This is a genomic window from Rhizobium sp. BK112 (genome assembly GCF_014193215.1).
GTDB lineage: Bacteria > Pseudomonadota > Alphaproteobacteria > Rhizobiales > Rhizobiaceae > Rhizobium > Rhizobium anhuiense.
Window position 1 is genome coordinate 49,745 of record NZ_JACHYZ010000006.1, and the last position, 20,760, is coordinate 70,504.

The 20,760-nt window shown below is 62.5% G+C and carries 16 protein-coding genes and 2 pseudogenes; 10 read left to right on the top strand and 8 right to left on the bottom strand.

Annotated features, from left to right (window positions below; translation table 11 throughout):
- The first annotated feature begins 55 nt into the window (after nt 1-55).
- Nucleotides 56-1,120, top strand: coding sequence for an AraC family transcriptional regulator (locus tag FHT75_RS17805; RefSeq protein ID WP_246712942.1), 1,065 nt, complete (start codon nt 56-58; stop codon nt 1,118-1,120).
- Here the strand turns inward: FHT75_RS17805 and FHT75_RS17810 are convergent.
- Nucleotides 1,104-1,523 carry a hypothetical protein gene (locus FHT75_RS17810; protein WP_183845173.1) on the bottom strand — a complete coding sequence of 140 codons (420 nt, stop codon included), beginning with the start codon at nt 1,521-1,523 and terminating at the stop codon, nt 1,104-1,106. The genes FHT75_RS17805 and FHT75_RS17810 overlap by 17 nt on opposite strands.
- Nucleotides 1,513-1,773: a type II toxin-antitoxin system Phd/YefM family antitoxin gene (locus FHT75_RS17815; RefSeq protein ID WP_097542661.1), complete on the bottom strand. Its 261-nt coding sequence runs from the start codon at nt 1,771-1,773 to the stop codon at nt 1,513-1,515. Before FHT75_RS17815 ends, FHT75_RS17810 begins: the two co-directional genes overlap by 11 nt.
- Nucleotides 1,774-1,941: 168 nt before the next feature.
- On the opposite strand from FHT75_RS17815, the gene FHT75_RS17820 reads away from it, so the two are divergent.
- From FHT75_RS17820 to FHT75_RS17840, 5 genes are read left to right on the top strand one after another with little or no spacing between them, the layout of a single operon-like run.
- Nucleotides 1,942-3,087 carry an isovaleryl-CoA dehydrogenase gene (locus tag FHT75_RS17820; protein WP_097542477.1) on the top strand — a complete coding sequence of 382 codons (1,146 nt, stop codon included), beginning with the start codon at nt 1,942-1,944 and terminating at the stop codon, nt 3,085-3,087.
- Nucleotides 3,084-4,694: a carboxyl transferase domain-containing protein gene (locus tag FHT75_RS17825; protein ID WP_183845081.1), complete on the top strand. Its 1,611-nt coding sequence runs from the start codon at nt 3,084-3,086 to the stop codon at nt 4,692-4,694. Before FHT75_RS17820 ends, FHT75_RS17825 begins: the two co-directional genes overlap by 4 nt.
- 6 nt (nt 4,695-4,700) lie before the next feature.
- The gene (locus FHT75_RS17830; RefSeq protein WP_183845082.1) at nt 4,701-6,566 is read left to right on the top strand and encodes an acetyl/propionyl/methylcrotonyl-CoA carboxylase subunit alpha; all 1,866 of its coding nucleotides are present in this window, start codon (nt 4,701-4,703) and stop codon (nt 6,564-6,566) included.
- The gene (locus FHT75_RS17835; RefSeq protein WP_097542480.1) at nt 6,566-7,018 is read left to right on the top strand and encodes a MaoC family dehydratase; all 453 of its coding nucleotides are present in this window, start codon (nt 6,566-6,568) and stop codon (nt 7,016-7,018) included. Before FHT75_RS17830 ends, FHT75_RS17835 begins: the two co-directional genes overlap by 1 nt.
- A complete protein-coding gene (locus FHT75_RS17840) occupies nt 7,015-7,851 on the top strand; it encodes an HpcH/HpaI aldolase/citrate lyase family protein (RefSeq protein ID WP_097630235.1) in 837 nt (278 codons plus the stop codon). The genes FHT75_RS17835 and FHT75_RS17840 overlap by 4 nt, the downstream gene beginning before the upstream one ends.
- Nucleotides 7,852-7,882: 31 nt before the next feature.
- Here FHT75_RS17840 and FHT75_RS17845 read toward each other — a convergent pair whose 3' ends face one another.
- The 3 genes from FHT75_RS17845 to FHT75_RS17855 all read right to left on the bottom strand — a co-directional run bounded on the left by FHT75_RS17845 (nt 7,883) and on the right by FHT75_RS17855 (nt 11,417).
- Nucleotides 7,883-9,337, bottom strand: coding sequence for an efflux transporter outer membrane subunit (locus FHT75_RS17845; protein ID WP_183845083.1), 1,455 nt, complete (start codon nt 9,335-9,337; stop codon nt 7,883-7,885).
- A gap of 77 nt (nt 9,338-9,414) precedes the next feature.
- Nucleotides 9,415-10,728 (bottom strand): ATP-binding protein, encoded by a 1,314-nt coding sequence (locus FHT75_RS17850; RefSeq protein WP_183845084.1) that lies wholly within the window; start codon nt 10,726-10,728, stop codon nt 9,415-9,417.
- Nucleotides 10,729-10,730: 2 nt separating this feature from the next.
- Complete coding sequence (locus FHT75_RS17855) at nt 10,731-11,417, bottom strand: response regulator (RefSeq protein WP_097622504.1); 687 nt, start codon at nt 11,415-11,417, stop codon at nt 10,731-10,733.
- A 206-nt stretch (nt 11,418-11,623) separates the two neighbouring features.
- Between FHT75_RS17855 and FHT75_RS17860 the strand changes: the two genes are divergently transcribed.
- From FHT75_RS17860 to FHT75_RS36495, 3 genes and pseudogenes are all read left to right on the top strand, one after another.
- Entirely contained in the window at nt 11,624-12,724 is a 1,101-nt protein-coding gene (locus FHT75_RS17860; RefSeq protein WP_179869489.1) for an efflux RND transporter periplasmic adaptor subunit, read from the top strand.
- Nucleotides 12,724-15,864, top strand: coding sequence for an efflux RND transporter permease subunit (locus tag FHT75_RS17865; protein ID WP_183845085.1), 3,141 nt, complete (start codon nt 12,724-12,726; stop codon nt 15,862-15,864). The genes FHT75_RS17860 and FHT75_RS17865 overlap by 1 nt, the downstream gene beginning before the upstream one ends.
- Nucleotides 15,865-16,504: 640 nt before the next feature.
- Nucleotides 16,505-16,693: pseudogene (locus tag FHT75_RS36495) on the top strand (hypothetical protein); the annotation flags it as partial.
- 267 nt (nt 16,694-16,960) lie between these two features.
- Here the strand turns inward: FHT75_RS36495 and FHT75_RS17875 are convergent.
- The 3 genes and pseudogenes from FHT75_RS17875 to FHT75_RS17885 all read right to left on the bottom strand — a co-directional run.
- The gene (locus tag FHT75_RS17875; protein WP_097630232.1) at nt 16,961-17,680 is read right to left on the bottom strand and encodes a ribonuclease activity regulator RraA; all 720 of its coding nucleotides are present in this window, start codon (nt 17,678-17,680) and stop codon (nt 16,961-16,963) included.
- Between the two features lie 29 nt (nt 17,681-17,709).
- On the bottom strand, nt 17,710-19,452 hold the full coding sequence (gene araD, locus FHT75_RS17880) for an L-arabinonate dehydratase (RefSeq protein WP_183845086.1): 1,743 nt from the start codon (nt 19,450-19,452) through the stop codon (nt 17,710-17,712).
- Nucleotides 19,443-19,565 (bottom strand): annotated as a pseudogene (locus FHT75_RS17885) (SDR family oxidoreductase); the annotation flags it as partial. The pseudogene FHT75_RS17885 and the gene araD, both read right to left, overlap by 10 nt.
- Nucleotides 19,566-19,743: 178 nt before the next feature.
- Between FHT75_RS17885 and FHT75_RS17890 the strand changes: the two are divergent.
- Complete coding sequence (locus FHT75_RS17890) at nt 19,744-20,751, top strand: LacI family DNA-binding transcriptional regulator (RefSeq protein ID WP_183845087.1); 1,008 nt, start codon at nt 19,744-19,746, stop codon at nt 20,749-20,751.
- Nucleotides 20,752-20,760 lie beyond the last annotated feature (9 nt).

Genomic DNA, 20,760 nt, shown 5'->3' on the forward strand with positions numbered 1-20,760 from the left:
GCGCAACCGACGGGTACGATTCTATTCGCTCCACCTATTGCAAGCGATGACAGAAATGCTCCATTATTTCGGCCAGTTTTGCCATAGCGAGGGTGGGGTGGCCGAAATCGAGCGACGGATGATTGCGCCGGCCTTTGTCGAGGAGGCGCTCGACAGCCTGCGGCGACTAGATAAGCCGACGCAGCCTATTCTTGCGCGCGTGGGACTGCCCCGGGTCGACCAGCCGGTCTCGGCAGAAACCTACGGCGCGCTGTGGCTGGCCATCGCCGCCGAGCTCGACGACGAATTCTTCGGCATGGGCGGCCGACCGATGCGCAGCGGCAGCTTCACACTGCTCTGCCACTCTGTGCTGCATGCGCCGACGCTGGGTCATGCGCTTCGTCGGGCGCTGCGTTTCCTCGATATCGTGCTCGACGATCCCAGGGGACAGCTCGTCATCCGCGACGGTCTGGCCGAGGTCGAGCTTCGGGATGCCGGCGGCCCGCGTTCGGCCTTCGCCTATCGCACCTATTGGATCATCCTGCACGGCATTATCTGCTGGCTGGTCGGCCGGCGCATTCCGATCCGGCGCGTCGACTTCCGCTGCGCCGAGCCCAAACAGGGCGCTGACTACCGGCTTTTCTTCGGTGCGCCGGTGCGCTTCTCGCAAGCCATCAGCCGGCTGGGCTTTGACAACACCCTGCTCGACCTGCCGATTTCACGCAGCGAACAGGCGCTCAAGCAGTTCCTGCGCGGCGCGCCCGCCAATATTCTGGTGCGCTACCGCTATGATGCCGGTATCGCCGCCGCCGTCCGCCGCCGCTTGAGTCAGGCAACGCCTGCCATGTGGCGGAGTTTTGCCGAGCTTGCCGCCGATATGCGCATGCCGCCCTCCACGCTCCGCCACCGCCTGCACGACGAGGGACAAAGCTATGCCGCCATCAAGGACGACATCCGCCGGGATCTCGCCGTCGACCTGCTGCTGAACACGCCGAAGACCATCGGCGAGATCGCCGTCCAGCTCGGCTATTCCGAGCCGAGCGCCTTCTTCCGGGCCTTCAGGAAATGGATAGGCAAGAGCCCTGAGGCCTTTCGGCGGGACGGAACGGAAAATCGAGAGGATGTCAGTCGAATCGATTGACTCGTTCTGACCGGCCCCGCGCGTTCGCGAACATGACGGCAATCTTCATCACGAAGGACTTGCTGAAGCGACCAAGAACCTCCTGATGAGGCTCGATGTACCAGGAACGCTCGACGATATCGTAATTGTATTCGTCGACGACGATCCAACTTTGTTTGAGATCACCGAGACCAGCACGCCGACGTTCGATATCGGGAATTTCCAGCGCAGCCCTTCCCGACGGCGGCTGTTGCGTGGTGATTGCCAGAAGGGCGAGATGCGTATTTCCATCGCTCGCACTGCGGATCGCAATGATGACACAGACCGGGCGCTGTTTGCGCCCCTCCGTCTCACCACGCTGCTGCTGCCATGCCCAGAGATAGGGATAGGTTATCACCTCGCCAGGGCGAAACTCATGGTTCATCGTCGTAACTTTCCCCGCGCGCCAGTCGCTCAATCGCCTCGCCGAACAATTCGGCATGCTCATCCGGCATCTCCGAAATGTGATGCGCGCGACGCGGGTCCTCGCCGCTGCGCATCCGCTGATAGTGTTCATAGCTCATCAGCACGAAACGGGGCTTGTTGTGGCGGGTAAGAATAACCGGCTCGCGGCTCGCGACATCGGTGACATCACCAATCTGTTTATTGAGATCACCTGTCGTGAACTGTCGCATGACTATACTCTCCGGTTTAATTTCCATATATTCCATATTTTCCATCTTTTCAAGAAAATGGCGTTCACGCGCCCTCGACGAGAATTCTCAGGGCTCTCCACCCGTATCATTCAAGGGCACTTTGACCCCGCCGCAACCCGCGCTACATATTTCAGCGGGAGGAGTGCCATGTTTGATTTTTCGCTCGGCGAAACCGCGGACGCGATCCGTGAAACGACGGCGCGGTTTGCTGCCGCTCATATTGCTCCGCTGGCTGCGGAAATCGACGAAAGCAACACGTTTCCACGCCAGCTCTGGCCTGAGATGGGCGCCCTCGGCCTGCATGGGATTACCGTCGAGGAAGAATTCGGCGGAGCCGGTCTCGGTTATCTCGATCATGTCGTCGCCATGGAGGAGATTTCACGGGCCTCGGCTTCCGTGGGCTTGAGTTACGGTGCCCATTCCAATCTCTGCGTCAACCAGATCCGCCGCTGGGCCTCGCCGGAACAGAAACGCCGTCATCTGCCGAAACTGATCTCCGGCGAACATGTGGGTTCGCTTGCCATGTCCGAGGTGGGCTCCGGTTCCGATGTCGTCTCCATGCGCTTGCGTGCCGAGAAAAAGGGGGACCGCTATGTTCTGAACGGCGCCAAATTCTGGATCACCAACGCGCCGCATGCCGATGTGCTGGTCGTCTATGCCAAGACCGATCCCGCAGCCGGCCCGAAAGGCATTTCCGCCTTCATCGTCGAAAAGGGCCTGCCGGGCTTCAGCGTCTCCAAGAAACTCTCCAAGCTCGGCATGCGCGGCAGCGATACCGCCGAACTGGTCTTTCAGGATTGCGAGGTGCCGGCCGAGGCGCTGATGGGCCGGGAGGGAGAAGGCGTGAAGATCCTGATGTCCGGCCTCGACTACGAGCGCGCAGTGCTCGCCGCCGGGCCGCTTGGCATAATGCAGGCCTGCCTCGACGTCGTGTTGCCCTATGTCAGCGATCGCAAACAGTTCGGTAAGCCGATCGGTGACTTCCAGCTGATGCAGGGCAAGATCGCCGACATGTATGTCGCGCTGAATTCGGCGCGCGCCTATGTCTATACCGTCGCCCGGGCCTGCGATGCCGGCCGCGCGACGCGCACGGATGCGGCCGCCGCGATCCTCTTTGCCAGCGAGAATGCCGTGAAGGTCTCGCTGGAAGCGATCCAGGCACTCGGCGGCGCCGGCTATACCAAGGAATGGCCGGTCGAACGCTTTTTGCGCGACGCCAAGCTCTACGATATCGGCGCCGGCACCAATGAGATCCGCCGCTACCTGATCGGCCGGGAGCTCATTGCATCATGACGGTGATTTCGACGGCGATCGACCGCGGTAGCCAGACCTTCAAGGCCAATACAGCCAAGAACAAGGCCCTTAGCGACGAACTCCACGACCGCTCGGCGAAAGCGCGCGAGGGTAGATCGCAGGCAGCACGCGAGCGCCATACCGGCAAGGGCAAGCTCCTGCCGCGCGACCGCATCCAGCTGCTCATCGATGCCGGCAGCCCGTTCCTGGAGATCGGCACGCTGGCGGCCAACGGCATGTATGATGATGAGGCGCCCGGCGCCGGCATCATAACAGGCATCGGCCGTGTTTCCGGCCGCGAGGTGATGATCGTCGCCAATGACGCGACGGTGAAGGGCGGCGCCTATTACCCCCTGACGGTGAAGAAACATCTGCGGGCGCAGGAGATTGCTCTGCAGAACCGGCTGCCATGCCTCTATCTGGTCGATAGCGGTGGCGCCAATCTCCCGCATCAGGCCGACGTCTTTCCCGACCGCGACCATTTCGGCGCGATCTTCTACAACCAGGCCCAGATGTCGGCCGAGGGAATCCCACAGATCGCCTGCGTGTTGGGAAGCTGCACCGCCGGCGGCGCCTATGTGCCCGCCATGTCCGACGAGACGGTCATCGTGCGCAATCAGGGCACGATCTTCCTCGCCGGTCCGCCGCTGGTGAAGGCCGCGACCGGCGAGATCATCTCGGCCGAAGAGCTCGGCGGCGCCGAGACCCATGGCCGCCGCTCCGGCGTTGTCGATCATGTCGCCGAGAACGATGAACATGCGCTGCTGCTCGTGCGCGATATCGCAGCCACCCTCAACACTGTGAAATCAGTCGATATCGACCTCCAGCCGCCGCGACCGCCGAAACTCGATCCCGAAGATCTCTGCGGTCTCATCCCGGATGATGTGCGTTCACCCTACGACGTGCGCGAGGTCATCGGACGGATCGTCGATGGCTCGGAACTGCATGAGTTCAAGCCGCTCTACGGCACCACGCTGGTCTGCGGTTTCGCCCGCATCTGGGGCATGCCGGTCGCCGTCATCGCCAATAACGGCGTGCTGTTTTCCGAAAGTGCGCTGAAGGGCGCCCATTTCATCGAGCTCGCCTGCCAGCGGCGCATACCCTTGCTTTTCCTGCAGAATATTTCCGGCTTCATGGTCGGCGGCCGTTATGAGGCCGGCGGCATTGCCAAGGATGGAGCCAAGCTGGTGACGGCTGTTGCAACCGCGACCGTGCCGAAGGTCACCGTCATCATCGGTGGCAGCTTCGGCGCCGGCAATTACGGCATGTGCGGTCGCGCCTATCGCCCGCGCTTCCTCTTCACCTGGCCGAACAGCCGCATCAGCGTGATGGGCGGCGAACAGGCCGCCTCCGTGCTTGCCACCATCCGCCGAGACTCCATGGAAGCGCGCGGTGAGAATTGGCCCGTGGAAGAGGAGGAAGCCTTCAAGGCGCCCATCCGCGCCGGCTATGAGGTGGAGGGCAATCCCTATTACGCCACAGCCCGCCTCTGGGACGACGGCATCATCGATCCGCGCCAGACGCGGGACGTGCTGGGCCTTGCCTTTTCCGCCTGCCTGAATGCGCCGATCCCGAAAGGGCCGCGCTTCGGCCTGTTCAGGATGTGATGCGTGATGATGGAAAGTCTTCTCGTCGCCAACCGGGGTGAAATCGCCCGCCGCATCATCCGCACCGCCAAGTCGCTCGGCATCCGCACCATCGCCGTCTACTCCGAAGACGACGCCGGCCTGCCCTTCGTGCGAGAGGCGGACGAGGCGATCGCCATCGGCCCCTCGCCAGCCCGCGAAAGCTATCTCTCTGAGACGCGCATTCTGGAGGCCGCCCGGAAAACCGGCGCTGCCGCGATCCATCCCGGCTACGGTTTCCTTTCGGAAAATGCCGGATTTGCTGAGGCAGTGGAGAAGGCCGGCATCGTCTGGGTCGGCGCACCCCCGGCGGCCATCCGGGCGATGGGGCTCAAGGATGCCGCCAAGGAATTGATGCAGGCAGCTGGCGTGCCGGTGACGCCCGGTTATCTCGGACCGGACCAGAGCGAAGAGCGGCTGGCGGCGGAAGCTGAGGCCATCGGTTATCCCGTGCTCATCAAGGCGGTTGCCGGCGGCGGCGGCAAGGGCATGCGCCGCGTCGACCGCGCGCAGGATTTCGTCGAATTTCTCGCCTCCTGCCGCCGCGAGGCGGCCACCTCTTTCGGCGACGACCGCGTTCTGATCGAACGCTATATCGCCAATCCGCGCCATATCGAGGTGCAGGTTTTCGCCGACACGCTCGGAAACTGCGTTCACCTCTTCGAACGCGATTGTTCGCTGCAGCGCCGTCATCAGAAGGTGATTGAGGAGGCCCCTGCCCCCGGCCTCGATGCCGCCACCCGCACGGCGATCTGCGAGGCGGCGGTGAAAGCCGCAAGAGCGGTCAACTATGTCGGCGCCGGCACCATCGAATTCATCGCCGATGCGTCGGAGGGCCTTCGCGACGATCGCATCTGGTTCATGGAGATGAATACGCGGTTGCAGGTGGAGCACCCCGTCACCGAGGCCATATCAGGCGAGGATCTGGTGCTCTGGCAGCTCAAGGTCGCGAGCGGCGAGCCCTTGCCGAAAATGCAGGACGAGATCGTCATGAACGGCTGGGCTTTCGAAGCCCGGCTCTATGCCGAAAATCCTGCCGCCGGCTATCTGCCCTCGAACGGCAGGCTCGACCATCTGCGGCTGCCGCAAACGGTCCGCGTCGATAGCGGCGTCGAACAGGGCGATGAGATCACTGCCTTCTACGATCCGATGATCGCCAAGATCATTGCACATGGACCGAACCGCGAGGCCGCACTTTCGAAGCTCGCAACCGCCTGCGCCGGCATCGAGGTCTGGCCGGTCAGATCCAATGCCGGCCTTCTCGCCCGCATCGCCACCAATCCGGATTTTCGCGCCGCGCGAATCGACACCGGCTTCCTCGACCGCCACGGTGATAGCCTTGCAGCGAAGGAGCCGGATGAAACGGCAATCGACAGGGCGGCCACGGTGCTTTCGAAGAAAACCGACACTGATCCCTGGTCGGCACTTTCCGGTTTTCGCATCGCCGGGCCAAGCGACGGCCGCGTGCGCGTCCGCATCGACGGTCACCTCTATTGGGGGCAATCACGCGCGGCGCTTGAGGCAAATACCGTTACATCAGGTGAAACGACCGTGCTTTTCGACGCCGGCAATGCCTGGCCGATCAGCCTGCCCGTCGCGAGCGAGATCGAGGCGAGCCAGGGCGCGGGTGATGGCGCGATCCTGTCGCCCATGCCCGGCCTCGTCATCTCGGTGGATGTCGCCGAAGGCGATCGTGTCGCCAAGGGGGAGCGTCTGCTGACGGTCGAAGCGATGAAAATGGAGCATTCGCTGCGCGCGCCTTTCGACGGCATTATCGGAAAACTGCAGGTTTCCACCGGCGCCAGGGTCTCGGAGAACCAGTTGGTCGTCACCGTCACGAAGGAGCTGGATTGATGGCCGGCCGCTATTTCGACGAATGGACGCTCGGCGACCGCATCGCCCACGAGATCCGCCGCACGGTCACCGAGACCGACAACCTGCTGTTTACGACGCTTTCCCACAATCCGCAGCCCCTGCATCTCGATGCCGATTATGCGGCCGGCACGGAATTCGGCCGGATCGTCGTCAACGGCACCTTCACCTTTGCGCTCACCGTCGGCCTTTCGGTCGGCGACACAACGCTCGGCACGCTCGTCGCCAATCTCGGTTACGACAAGGTGACGATGCCGAAGCCGGTCTTCATCGGCGACACGCTGCGGGTGGAAACGGAGGTGACGGAACTGCGCCGCTCGAACTCCCGCCCCGACGCCGGCATCGTCACCTTCCGGCACATCACCCTGAACCAGCGCGGCGAGATCGTCTGCCAGTGCCTGCGCACCGCCATGCTGAAGGTAAAGCCGTCATGAGACTTCGCTCGCTGCTCTTCGTGCCCGGCGATCGGCCGGAGCGTTTCGAGAAAGCACTCGCCTCGGGCGCCGATGCCGTCATTCTCGATCTCGAAGATTCGGTTGCACCCGCCAACAAGCCACGCGCCCGCCAGGCCGTCCACGAATTCGTCCTGCGCCAGACCGGCGAAACCAATCTCCTGATCCGCATCAATCCCCTCGCCTCCCCGGAGTTCGAAAACGACCTTGCCGCTCTGAGTGGCCTCCATCCTTTCGCGATCATGCTGCCGAAGGCCGAGGGGGCGGCTTCGGTGCTGAAGCTCGCAGGCTCACTTGCACCTGAAATCCCCATCTTGCCGATCGCAACCGAAACGCCGTCGGCGATCTTCGAGATCGGCAGCTACCGGGACGTCGCGGCCAGCCTCTGCGGCCTGACCTGGGGTGCCGAGGATCTGCCCGCCGCGATCGGGGCTGCGACCGCGCGCAGGACTGATGGCCGTTACACGCCGCCTTACGAGCTTGCCCGCTCGCTGACGCTATTTGCCGCCCATGCCGCCGCCGTTCCGGCCATCGACACCGTCTATCCCGATTTCCACGATCATAGCGGTCTCAGGGCCTATGTCGGCCGCGCCCGGCGCGACGGCTTTTCCGGCATGATGGCCATCCATCCGAGCCAGGTCGAAACGATCAACCACGCCTTTACGCCGGATGCATCCGAGATCGCCTGGGCGGAGAAAGTCGCCGCCGCCTTTGCCGCGAGGCCCGACGCAGGTGTCATTCAACTTGACGGGCGCATGCTGGATCTGCCGCATCTCAAGCTCGCGCTCCGCATCCTGGAGATATCAGGACGATAGTCAGGGAACGCGTTTGACCGCCTTCTGCCGATCAGCCCGATTTCGCCGCCTGCTCGGAGGCGACAGGCACTTCTGGCGAGAGATAACCGGCGCCGACGGCGACATAGAGATCCACATAGTCTTTGGCAACCTGCTGCACGGTAGCGGCAAGGCTTGCCTCAGCATCGGAAACCGACCGCTGGGCGTCGAGGACATCGAGCAACGACGAGGCGCCGTCCTTGTAGCTTGCGGTCGACAGTGCCAGGGATTCCTCCGCCGTCTGCACCTGCCTGCGCAACGGCGCCAGTGTCTGCGTGTCGCGGCGAACTGCCGACAGTGCGTTTTCCACCTCTTCGACCCCGTTCAGCACCGCCGCTTTCCAGGCGAGATACTGCGCCCTCGCATCGGATTTCTCGATATCGACATTTGCGCGCAATTTGCCGCCGTCGAAGATCGGCAAGTTGAGCGTCGGTCCGAAGGACCAGCTGGTGAGGCTCGAGCCGCTGGCGCCCAATGATTTGACCCAGCTCGGCGAAATCGAACCGGAGAGCGAGATCGACGGATAAAGCTGGGCTTCGGCAGCACCGATATCGGCGACGGCCGCCGCCAGCTCGCGTTCGGCCTTTCTTATATCAGGACGGTTGCGGATGAGATCGGCCGGAATGCCGGCGCGAATATCGCCGCGGAAAACCGGCTGACCGGCGCTTTTCTGCAGCTCGTCCATCAGCGAGGCCGCCGGCATCCCGAGCAGCGTGGCAATGTGATGGGCCGATTCGGTGAAGCTCTGTTCGAGGCCGGGAATGTCGGACTTTGTCGACTGCACAAGGCCCTCGGCCTGAACGACGTCGAGGCGGGAGGCCGCACCTGCCTTGAGCTGCAACTGCGTGAGTTCGTAAGTTTGCTGGCGGGATTTCAAGCTCGCCTGTGCAAGCGCGATGCGCTCCTGGTAATAGCGGGCGTCGATATAACTCTCGACAAGGTCTTTCAGGAAGGTGAGCTTTGCATTGTCGGCCGTCGCATAGGCGGCTCCCAGCGAGGCGATGGCACTCTCCTTGGAGCGACGGTACTGGCCGAAGATGTCGAGCAGCCAGGAAAGGCTGGCCTCACCGCCTGTGGTATTCGTGGTGCCGACCGTCGTGCGCAGCCGCCCCTTTTCACCGGATACCGTGTGCGAAGCGTCGACACTGAGGCTCGGCAGACCGCCGGCGCCGGCAACCGTGACATTGGCGGCAGCCGAATTGATGCTCTCGAGCGCCTGCAGCACATCGAGGTTTTCGCTGAGGCCATGGGCCACCAAGCCGTCGAGCCGCTTGTCGCGATAGGCCTTCCACCACTCAGCCGTCACGACATTGCCGTTGCTTTTGGTGGTGCCCTCTTCGAATTTGGCGGGAAGCGGCATCTCAGGGGGAACGTGATCCGGACCGCTGACGCAGCCTGCGAGCAGCAGCGTGAAGGCGGATGCGGCGTAGCGGAGGGATGATAGTCTGGTGCGGAGCGACGGACTCACTGGCAAGCTTTCTGAACCGGGATCGGAGATCCAGGCTTAGCGAGGCCAGCGTTAATGGCGGTAAAGAAACTGTAAAGTTAGGTAAAATCCCGGGATGCTTGATCATCAACCGAACTATAGGGCGTCGGCCGTCTCGGAAGTTCCAGCGTGATCGCCAGGCCTCCGGCGTCAGGCAACGACGCATGCGCACGCCCGCCATGGCGCTCGATGGCCTGCCGGGTGATGGCAAGACCCAGGCCGTATCCGCCTCTTGGAACCGCCTCTTTCCCGCGTGAGAACGGCTGGAAGATGCGTTCGAGTTCGTCGCGCCTCACACCTGGCCCCCGATCGGTGACGCAGATTTTGAGGCGCTCGGCCGCCGCCTCGCAAGACACGGATATGTGCGAATGTTCGGCCGTGTATTTGACGGCGTTGCGCACGACGTTTTCGAGTGCTCGGTAGAGCAGCTCGCCTTCGACCTCGGCGCGGAAGCTGCCGTCGACGCTTGTCGTGATCGACACATCTCGTGCCTGGGCTTCGAATGCGGCGTCGCCAAGGATTTCATTCAGCAGTTCGATGACATCCAGGGGCTGGGTCTTCAGCGGCAGGCCGGAGCCGGCGGTGAGCCTGGCAAGGGTCAGAACTTCGCCGACCAGCGCGTCGAGCCGTTCAACCTCCCGGTCCATTCGGTCCAGCATGGCGCCGAGTTTGGCCGGGCTCTGCCGAAGAACGCCGACGGCAGCCTGCAGGCGGGACAGGGGCGAACGCAATTCATGGGAGACATCATGGAACAGCCGCTGCTGCGCATCCTGAAGCTCCTGAAGCCGCGCGGCGGTGGAATCGAAGTCATGCGCCAGCGCAGTGACTTCATCCTTTCGGCCGGCCATCTGGTCGCCGATACGGAAGTCGAAGCGGCCATGGGCGAGCGCGCTCAGGCCGTCGCGCAGATGCACGACGGGTCGAATGAGATAGCGGGCGAGTGCTGCGGCAGCGACCGTACTCGAAACGAAAATCGAAAGCCAAGGCACCAGCAGCGCCAGGTTATCCACCACGTTGAGAAGGAAGTTCGCTTCCGGCGCCACGGAGATCCGGTAGCAAATTCCGTCCTTCAGAATGGACTTCGTCTCTGCCCTACCCTCGTCTCCGCACGCAGGCGACTCCATGGTTTTCGAAAGCGTCAGGCCCAGCGGCACCGTATCTTCACTTGTGCGGATGAAGCGCTCTGCGGCGTCCTCCCCATCCCTTGCGAGGACGTTCGCGGTCAGCTTCAGAATGATCGCTCGCTCCTGGTATTCCCGATCGCGGCCAGGCGGCGGGATCTGAAAGAGGTTGACGATCACGATGATAACAGTGAGCGTCGTTGCAAGCGTCAACCAGATCGTCGCGAAGAATTTCCAGAAAAGCCTAGGCATGGTCAGTCCACGAGAAGTTGATAGCCCTGGCCGCGAACGGACTGGATCCAGGATTGCCCGTCCTCCCGCAGTCCGAGCTTCTGGCGCACGCTGCTGATATGGACGTCGATACGGCGATCGAACGGGGTCAGCGGCTTGCCGAAGGCCCGTTTCGAGATGTCCTGCTTCGACACGAGCTGGCCGGCACTGCGGGCAAGCACTTCGAGCAGGCTGAACTCGGTGCCGGTCAGCTCCAGGCTTTCTCCGCGCCATTCGGCGATCCTGCTGCCCGGATGGACCACGAGCTGCCCCGCCCTGATCGTGTCGGTCGACGCGCCGGCTGCCGGCTGCGCCGCCCGGCGCAGGATGGCGCGCAGCCGCGCCGCCAGTTCGCCCGGCGAGCATGGCTTCGGCACATAGTCGTCGGCACCGAGATTGAGGCCCGATATCCTGTCCACGTCATCGCCCCTTGCAGTCAGCATCAGCACCGGAACCTGGCTGAGCTTCCTGATCCTCTGCAGAACCTCGATCCCGTTCATCCGAGGCATCATGATGTCGAGCACGATGATATCGACCGTATTGCCGGCAGCAGCGGCAATGGCAGCGCGACCGTCCGTATCCGTTACGACGTCATATCCCTCTTCAACGAGATATTCCTGCAGAAGCGTCGTCAGCTCGGCATCGTCGTCGATGAGGAGAACCTTGTTCATTCACTTCGTCCGTCATTAATTCGATGAAGCCATACAGCACAAACACCGTCGCGTGAGCGAGTTTTACCTATCTTAACACTAACTTGACCGCACTTAACGTTCGCCCCGTTACTTATCCTGCCATGACATGGACGCGCGTCGAGGCCGGTTGCCGCGCATGAGTGGCAATCATCCGCCAAGTTGGCGCGGACCGGGAAAGGGCAGCGATGCCTTTGACCACAAGGAGTGCATCGTTGAGAAAACCATCTGGAATATTCGCCACCGCTCTTATTGCGGTAGCGCTTCTGCTGCCGCTGCGCAGTGCCGTGGCGGATCAAGCCGCCGCCCCCGCCCTGACCGTCTCGCTGATGGCGCCGGCTGAGCGGGACTGGCCGGAAACCGTTCCGGCAAGCGGCTGGCTGAAACCCTGGCAGGAAGCCATCATCGCCTCCGAGACGAGCGGACTTCGCATCACCGAAATCCTGGCCGATGTCGGCTCCGTGGTTAAGAAGGGGCAGACCCTCGTCCTGATGTCGCAGGACAGTGTGCAGGCCGATCTTCGCAAGCAGGAGGCGGCCGTCGTGACCGCGAAGGCAAACCTCACAAAGGCAAAGGCCAATGCCGATCGCGCTCGCCAGCTTCAACCCTCCGGCGCCCTCTCGGACGAGAAGATCGTCGAATATCTTGCCGACGAACAGACCGCGGCGGCAAGTCTCCAATCCGAAGAGGCAGCGCTCGACAGCCAGAAGATCAAGCTAGACCAGGCAACCGTCACGGCCGTCGACGACGGTCTGATAACCTCGCGCTCGGCCGAGCTCGGCGCCGTCGTTTCCTCCGGCAGCGAATTGTTTCGCATGGTCCGCCAGCAGCGGGTCGAATGGCAGGCCGAGGTTTCCGCCCGCTACCTCTCGCGCATTTCGGAAGGATTGCGCGTCGACATCGACGGGCCGGACGGACGCCGCATTCAGGGCAAGGTGAGGCTCGTCGGACCTTCGATCGACACCAATACGAGCCGGGCGATCGTCTATGTCACCCTTCCCCAGGACGTTCAGCCGCGCACCGGTCTTTATGTCACCGGCACCGTCGAACTCAGGACCACGCCGGCGCTGACGGTTCCCGAGACCGCGATCGTTTTCCGTGACGGGATCAACTACGTCTTTGCGGTCGGCGAGGACAAGCGGGTAAAACGGGTGCGGGTCGAGACCGGGCGCCGCAATGACGGCGAAGTCGAGATCATCTCGGGCATTGATAAATCGGCGAGAGTGGTGACGTCGGGCGGAGCGTTTCTGTCGGACAACGATCTCGTGAAAGTCGCGGGAGAAGGCTGATGAACTTTTCCGCATTTTCAATCCGCAATCCCGTACCGGCGATCCTGCTCTTTGCGATGCTTGCCGTCGGCGGCCTGCTGGCCTTCAAGCATCTGGCGGTGCAGAACTTCCCTGATATGGATCTCCCGACCATCAAAGTGACTGCGACGCTCGACGGCGCCGCACCTTCGCAGCTGGAAACCGAGGTCGCCCGCACGATCGAGGACAATCTTGCCTCGCTGAGCTATCTCGACCACATCACGACAACGATTACCGACGGCTCGGTGTCGATCAGCGTCTCCTTCAAACTGGAGAAGGACAGCGAGACCGCCTTGAACGAAGTGCGCAATGCCGTGGACAGCGCAAAGTCCGATCTGCCGGCGCAGATGCAGACGCCAAGCGTCAGCAAAGTCACCGTGCAGAATTCGGCGCTGGTCACCTATGCTGTCCGGTCTTCCGTCCTCAACGAAACCGAGCTCTCCTGGTTCATCGACAACGATCTGACCAAGGCGCTGCTCTCGGTGCCGGGCGTTGGACAGGTCAATCGTATCGGTGGTGTCGATCGCGAGGTTCACGTCGACCTCGATCCGACGACGATGGCCGCATTCGGCGTCACGGCGACCACTGTGTCGGCGCAGTTGAAATCGGTTCAGGCCGATACCTCAGGTGGCCTCGGAGAGATTGGCGGCACCCGTCAGACCTTGCGCACGCTCGGCGCCGTTGCCTCGGTCGACGCGCTGAAGGAACTGCGAATTCCCCTCGCCAACGGGCAGCAGGTTCGCCTCGACGACGTCGCATCCGTCACCGACAGCTTCGCGGAGCGATCTTCGATGGCCTATCTCGACGGCAAACCGGTGGTGGCGGTCGAGATCAAGCGCTCGAACGGCTTTTCGGACAGTGGTGTCGCCGCGGACGTCGACAAGGCAATGAAGGAGTTTGCGGCCAAGCATTCCAACGTGCAGATCGAGGAGGCCTACAGCACGATCGGGCCGATCCTCGACAATTACGACGGTTCGATGCACATGCTGTACGAAGGCGCGATCCTGGCGATCGTCGTCGTCTGGCTCTTCCTCCGGGACTGGCGTGCGACGATCCTGTCGGCCGTGGCGCTGCCATTGTCCGTCATACCGACCTTCCTCGTCATGTACCTGGCCGGATTCAGCCTTAATATCGTCACCCTGCTTGCACTGTCGCTCGTCGTCGGCATCCTCGTCGACGACGCCATCGTCGAAGTCGAGAACATCGCCCGCCATTTGCAGATGGGCAAGCGGCCGATCGACGCCGCTCTGGAGGCGGCCGACGAGATCGGGCTCGCGGTCATCGCCACCACCTTCACCCTGGTCGCCGTCTTCCTGCCGACGGCCTTCATGAGCGGCATACCGGGGCTCATCTTCCGCCAGTTCGGTATCACCGCCGCGGTCGCCGTCCTCGTTTCGCTCGTTGTCGCACGCCTGCTGACGCCGATGATGGCCGCCTATTTCATGAAGGCCCATCCGAAAGAGGAAAAGGACGGCCGCATCATGCGCGCCTATATGGCAATCGTGAAAGCCGCCATGAACCACAGGAAGATCACGGTGGCCGTGACCGCCGTCGTCGTCGGGCTTTCGCTGGCCACGATCCCGCTCCTGAAATCCGGTTTCCTGCCCGCTTCCGACGACGCGCGGGCCCAGATCACGCTCACCATGCAGCCGGGCGCCACCATCGAGCAGACAGACGCCACGACCAGGCAGGCCGCCGATATCATCGGCAAGCTCCAGGACGTGACGCATGTCTTTTCCGCGGTCGGTTCGGCATCCTCGGGCGGCGGCCCAGATTCCAGCACCTCGAGCAGCGTCGGATCCGCGACGATCGTCGCCGTGCTGCCACCCATCGGCGAGCGCGACCGCAAACAGTCGGAAATCGAAAACGACATCCGGCAGGCTCTCTCGGTCCTTCCCGGTGTGCGGATCGCCGTTGGCGGCGGCGGCAACGGCACGAAGCTCGAGATCACCCTTGCCAGTGACGACGCCAACGCGCTCGACAGCGCCAGCACGGCGCTTGAAGAACAGCTGCGCACGCTTCAGGGCATCGGCGCGGTGACATCGACCGCGGCCAGGCAGGCGCCGGAGATCCAGATCACGCCCGATTTCGCCCGCGCAGCAGCGCTCGGGGTGACGTCGAGCGCCATCGCCGAGGCCGTGCGCGTGGCGACGGATGGAGAATATTCCGCCGATCTGCCGAAGCTCAACCTGCCGCAGCGCCAGGTTCCCATCGTCGTCCGCTTCAGCCCCGAGACGCGCACCAAACTCGACGACATCAAGAACATGCGGGTGTCTGGGACGAACGGCAATGTCGATCTCGGGTCGATTGCCGATATCCGGATCGGCGGCAGCCCGTCGGAAATCGACCGCATCGATCGTATGCGCAATGTCACTCTTTCAGTCGAGCTCAACGGCCGCATCCTGGGCGACGTCAACCGCGAGGCGCAGGCGCTGCCGGCGCTTCAGCATCTGCCGTCGGGCGTCACCCTTGTCGAACAGGGAGAACTCCAGCGCAGTTCGGAGCTGTTCCAGAGCTTTGGTCTGGCGATGGCAATCGGGGTTTTCTGCATCTACGCGATCCTCGTTCTGCTCTTCCACGACTTCCTGCAGCCCCTCACGCTTCTGATGGCTCTGCCGCTCTCGCTCGGCGGCGCGCTGGTGCCGCTGGTGGTGACCGGAACCAGCTTCTCGATGGCGGCCGTCATCGGGCTGCTCATGCTCATGGGCGTGGTGACGAAGAATTCGATCCTTCTGATCGAATACGCGATCATGTCGCGCCGCCAGGGCATGCCCCGGTTCAATGCTCTTGTGGATGCATGCCACAAACGCGCGCGACCGATCATCATGACCACCATTGCCATGGCATCCGGTATGCTGCCGGTGGCCCTCAGCCTGACAGGCGGCGATTCCAGCTTCCGGCAGCCGATGGCGATCGTGGTGATCGGCGGGGTGATGATGTCGACGCTACTCAGCCTCGTCGTCATCCCTGTCATCTTCACCTTCGTCGACGACTTGAACGAGGCGCTCAGGCGCCTCGTTCACCGGACCGGCCCGGAAACCGCCGAACCGCATCCATCCAACGATCACACGACGATCACCTTCAAGCCTGAGCTTTCGAAGCGGGGGCAAGGTCAGAGATGACTGCTCTCGCCGGGTTATTGGCCAGAAGGTCCCGCGCCCGATAAGGGCGACGCCTGGTGATCGTCAACCTCTTCGGTCGAGTTCCTCTCCCCCGGAACGAGACCGCGGGACGTAATGCCCCCGCAGGCGGCATCGTGCCGCCTGCGCGTCCTGCACCGTGTGGAAAGTCCAGGCACGCATCGCCTTGGTGGCAACTGCCCTCGTCTGAATCTTTACCAAACTTTACACTTTCTTAACCGCGCTTAACATCCGAACAGCTATTAGAGTTCGACCTCAGCTCAATCCGGAGTGTCGTGTGTCCAAGGCACATCGAAATATTCTGCGTTGCCGCTTCGCGGAGCGGAAAGTCATACTTGCCGAGGCTTCGCGATGCATTCTCAAGTTTAAATCAAGCTATGAGTATTGTTATACTTTCTTGAGCGCACGCTCTATTATGATAATTCAGTTTTATATTTCAAATCAGTGCGACACAGCGCCTCGTTTCTTAAGACTTAGGAGCGAATCAGACCCAATGCAAAACGCTCGAAAAGGGTGTGATGCTCTGTCGGAAGACATTTCAATTGGTGGAACGGGGTGATTGATGACATGCTCCGGATTAGATCGAGTTCAATACCCTCTTGGACGCCACCACTCCCTGGCTATGGCGATCGCGGTGACCGGTGGGCTGTTGATGTCGATGCTGCTCAGCCTCATCGTCATCCCTGTCATTTTCACACACGTCGACGACCTGAACGAGCCGGAAACCGCCGACACAGAAGCGCATTCATCCAACGATCACACGACGATCACCTTCAAGCCCGAACTTTCCAAGGGAGGGCAAGGCCAGCGATGGCTGCTTTGGCGCGCACTGCGGCAGAGAAGATCGGCGGCGTTGCAATGGCAAGAGGGTCGCAACCCGATACGGGCGATTCCTGCCGATCTCAGTGACAACCTCTTCGGTCGAGTTCCTCTCCCCGGAACAAGGCCGCGGGACGTATTCCCCCCGCAGGCGGCGTCAGCCGCCTGCGCGTCCTGCCGTCGTTGACCCGGCTTTCGGGATCGACGGACGGGTCGCGGGCGAATTGAAAACCACCCCCATCCCTGAAAATCGCCAGGTCTAACGACCATGCTTGGCACGCCAGGCGGCAAAATCCTCGATATTGCCCGGCTGTGTTGCCGGATAGAGGCCGATGATCGATTGACCGGCCAGCACCCGTTCTGTGACGAAATCCTCGTAAGCCGTCATTTCCACCGCCTCATCGGCAATCTCGTCGGCCAATTCGGCCGGAATGACGATCACAGCTTCATCGTCGCCCACCATGATATCGCCGGGCCACACCGCCACATCGCCGCAGCCGATCGGCACATTGATGTCGAGCGCTTGATGCAGCGTCAGATTGGTCGGCGCCGACGGGCGGTTGTGATAGGCGGGGATCCCCAGCCCGGCAATTTCCGGGCTGTCGCGAAACCCGCCATCGGTGACGACGCCTGCCACGCCCCGCACCATCAGCCGCGTCACCAGAATAGAGCCGGCGGATGCGGCGCGCGGATTTTTGCGGCTGTCCATCACCAGTACCGCCCCGGCCGGGCAGCTTTCGACGCAGGCGCGCTGCGGATGCTCCGGATTGCGGAAAACCTCGAGCGTGTTCAGGTCTTCGCGCGCCGGAATGTACCGCAGCGTATAGGCCGGGCCGACCATGTTCCGGCCTTTGCCGGCGACCGGCTGCACATCCTGAATGGTCTGGTTGCGCAGGCCGCGCTTGAACAGCGCGGTGCTGATGGTGGCAACGCTGACCTTCATGAGTTTGTCGCGCGTGCTGTCGGAAAGTGTCGTCATGCCTGCATGTCCTCCTGGAAAATGTCTGGCTAGAAAATATCCGGTTCCCCTGCCGCCGGGCCAAATTCCGGCAGCAGATAGTCGAAATCGCAGCCCTTGTCGGCCTGGCTGACATGCGACGCGTACATCCAGCCGTAGCCACGACCGAAACGGTCGGCGGGCTTCACCCAGGCGGCACGGCGCCGCGCCAGTTCGACCTCGTCGACCAGCATGTCCAGCCGGCGGTTGGGAATGTCGATCCTGACGATGTCCCCATTCTGCAAAAGGGCGAGCGGGCCGCCGACATGGGCTTCGGGCGCCACATGCAGCACGCAGGCGCCGTAGCTGGTGCCGCTCATGCGCGCATCCGATAGCCGCAGCATGTCGCGATGCCCTTGTTTCAGCAGTGCCTTGGGCATCGGCAGCATGCCCCATTCCGGCATGCCGGGACCGCCGAGCGGCCCGGCATTGCGCAGCACCATCACGTGATCGGGCGTCACATCAAGCGTCTCGTCCTCGACTGCGGCCTTCATGTCGGGATAGCTGTCGAAAACCAGGGCGGGACCTTGATGGACATGGAAGCGCGGGTCGCAGGCCACCGGCTTGATCACCGCGCCATCGGGCGCCAGATTGCCCTTGAGCACGGCCAGCGATCCCTCCGGGTAGATCGGGTTGGAAAGCGGCCGGATCACATCGTCATTATAGACCTTCGCGTCGGCCAGCGCCGCACCCAGGGGTTCGCCCGAAACCGTCATGGCGCTGAGATCCAGCCGCTCCCTGATCTGCGACATCAGCGCCACGAGGCCGCCGGCATAGTAGAAGTCTTCCATCAGATAGGTCTTTCCGGAAGGGCGGATATTGGCCACGACAGGCGTGGTGCGGCCGAGCGCGTCCAGATCATCCAGCGTCAGCGCGACCCCTGCCCTGCGCGCCATCGCCAGCAGATGGATGACCGCGTTGGTCGAACAGCCTGTCGCCATGGCGACCGTCGCCGCATTGCGCACCGCCGCCGGCGTCACGATCCGGTCCGGCGTCAGATCCTCCCAGACCATGTCGACGATCCGCCGTCCTGACTGGGCCGACATTCGGATATGATTGGCATCGGGCGCGGGAATGGACGATACCCCCGTCAGCGTCAGACCCATCGCATCGGCAATCGCGGTCATGGTCGAGGCCGTGCCCATCGTCATGCAATGGCCGTAGGAACGGGCAATGCCGGCCTCGATGCCGGCCCATTGTTTATCGGATATCGTTCCGGCGCGCCGTTCGTCCCAATATTTCCAGGCATCCGATCCCGATCCAAGCTGCTGGCCGGCATAATTGCCGCGCAGCATCGGCCCCGCCGGCAGGTAGATCATCGGAACCCCGGCGCTGAGCGCCCCCATGATGAGGCCCGGCGTGGTCTTGTCGCATCCGCCCATCAACACCACGCCGTCGACCGGGTGGGCCCGGATCTGCTCTTCGGTCTCCATCGCCAGAAGGTTGCGATAGAGCATGGTCGTGGGCTTCATGAAATTCTCTGACAGCGCCAGCGCCGGCATTTCCACCGGAAAGCCGCCGGCCTGGAGCACGCCGCGCTTCACGTCTTCGACGCGATGCTTGAAATGGGCGTGGCAGGGATTGAGATCCGACCAGGTCGACAGGATGCCGATCAGCGGCTTGCCGGCCCAATCGCCGGCGTCGTAGCCCATCTGCATCAGGCGCGAGCGATGGCCGAAGCCGCGCAGGTCTTCGGATGCGAACCAGCGCGCCGATCGCAGGTCTTCCCGTGTCTTCGTCACTTTCAAAGACATGCCGACATGCCTCCATCCACGTAAACTATGTGACCGTTGACATAGCTTGAAGCGTCCGAAGCGAGAAAGATACAGGCGCCCGTCAATTCCTCAAGCCTGCCCCAGCGGCCGGCCTTCCGCTCTAGGTTATCGTTAACGTATTCTCCTCTTTCTCGAACGTTATCGTTACCGTACAATCTTGTCAAAGAGATTCTCCCTGCCTTGCATTGAGCCGGAGTTGCCTTGGCTTTCCGGGAAATTATGCTAGTTATCGTTATCGTAAATTTCTAACCCCTCCGAGAGACAGTCCCGTTGAGCCGCCCTAAAGAGCCAGAATCCAAAATAACCATCGCCGATGTTGCCCGCGCCGCAGGAGTGTCGCCGATGACGGTGTCGCGCGTGCTCAATGACCAGGGCGGAGCCAGTGCGGAGACCAGTCAACGGATTATTCTGGCGGCGAGCGAACTCAACTACCGGCCCAATCCCTTTGCGCGCGGATTGCGGTCCGATCGATCGAAGGCCATCGGCCTTCTCGTTCCCGACATCACCAATCCGTTTTTTCCCGAAGTCATCCGGGGAGCCGAGGATGCCGCGAGCGCTGCCGGCTACAACCTGCTTCTTTCCAATGTCGTCGAGAACAGCAAGCGGGAGGAAGAGCTCATCGAAACGCTGCTCAGGCATCGGGTCGACGGGATCATCGTCTGCAGCCCGCGACTGCCCGATGCCGCCTTGCATAAGGCGCTTGCGCCCCACCGGGCCGTGGTGCTCATCAACCGCGAGGCGCCCAACGAGGTCGCCGGGACGATCGTCACCGACTACGAGACAGGAGCATCGCGCGCCATCGACCATCTGGTCGAGCGCGGACGCCGCAAGATCGCGATCATCGCCGGGCCGCGCAGTTCGTTTGGCGGCAAGAGCCGTCTTGTCGGAATTCGCAAGACGCTGGCGGCCCACGGGCTGAAGGCGCAAGGCATCGTCTATTGCGATCCCACCGCCGCCGGCGGCCAGACGGCGGCCGCGCAATTGCTGGCGGAAGCGCCCGGCATCGATGCGCTTGTCTGCTACAACGATCTTAATGCGATCGGCGCCATGAAGGCCTGCCGAGCCGCCGGCATTTCGATCCCCGGGCAGATTGCCCTGATCGGTTTCGACGACATTCCGACGGCCGAACTGCTGTCTCCGGCGCTCACCACCTTGCGGGTGCAGAAGCGGGAAATGGGGGAGGAAGCTGTGCGTCTGCTGCTCAGCCGCATCGCCACCAGAAACCGCCAGCACGGCATCGTCATCGTGTCGGAGCTCATCATCCGTGAAACGACCTGAACGCCCCGG

What these genes read in the sequence shown, in the direction of transcription:
- FHT75_RS17815 (WP_097542661.1), bottom strand. Translation starts at nt 1,773, where the DNA reads ATGCGACAGTTCACGACAGGTGATCTCAATAAACAGATTGGTGATGTC.
- FHT75_RS17855 (WP_097622504.1), bottom strand. Translation starts at nt 11,417, where the DNA reads ATGAACAAGGTTCTCCTCATCGACGACGATGCCGAGCTGACGACGCTT.
- FHT75_RS17835 (WP_097542480.1), top strand. Translation starts at nt 6,566, where the DNA reads ATGGCCGGCCGCTATTTCGACGAATGGACGCTCGGCGACCGCATCGCC.
- FHT75_RS17830 (WP_183845082.1), top strand. Translation starts at nt 4,701, where the DNA reads ATGATGGAAAGTCTTCTCGTCGCCAACCGGGGTGAAATCGCCCGCCGC.
- araD (WP_183845086.1), bottom strand. Translation starts at nt 19,452, where the DNA reads ATGTCTTTGAAAGTGACGAAGACACGGGAAGACCTGCGATCGGCGCGC.
- FHT75_RS17865 (WP_183845085.1), top strand. Translation starts at nt 12,724, where the DNA reads ATGAACTTTTCCGCATTTTCAATCCGCAATCCCGTACCGGCGATCCTG.
- FHT75_RS17860 (WP_179869489.1), top strand. Translation starts at nt 11,624, where the DNA reads ATGCCTTTGACCACAAGGAGTGCATCGTTGAGAAAACCATCTGGAATA.
- FHT75_RS17805 (WP_246712942.1), top strand. Translation starts at nt 56, where the DNA reads ATGCTCCATTATTTCGGCCAGTTTTGCCATAGCGAGGGTGGGGTGGCC.
- FHT75_RS17810 (WP_183845173.1), bottom strand. Translation starts at nt 1,523, where the DNA reads ATGAACCATGAGTTTCGCCCTGGCGAGGTGATAACCTATCCCTATCTC.
- FHT75_RS17850 (WP_183845084.1), bottom strand. Translation starts at nt 10,728, where the DNA reads ATGCCTAGGCTTTTCTGGAAATTCTTCGCGACGATCTGGTTGACGCTT.
- FHT75_RS17840 (WP_097630235.1), top strand. Translation starts at nt 7,015, where the DNA reads ATGAGACTTCGCTCGCTGCTCTTCGTGCCCGGCGATCGGCCGGAGCGT.
- FHT75_RS17825 (WP_183845081.1), top strand. Translation starts at nt 3,084, where the DNA reads ATGACGGTGATTTCGACGGCGATCGACCGCGGTAGCCAGACCTTCAAG.
- FHT75_RS17875 (WP_097630232.1), bottom strand. Translation starts at nt 17,680, where the DNA reads ATGACGACACTTTCCGACAGCACGCGCGACAAACTCATGAAGGTCAGC.
- FHT75_RS17820 (WP_097542477.1), top strand. Translation starts at nt 1,942, where the DNA reads ATGTTTGATTTTTCGCTCGGCGAAACCGCGGACGCGATCCGTGAAACG.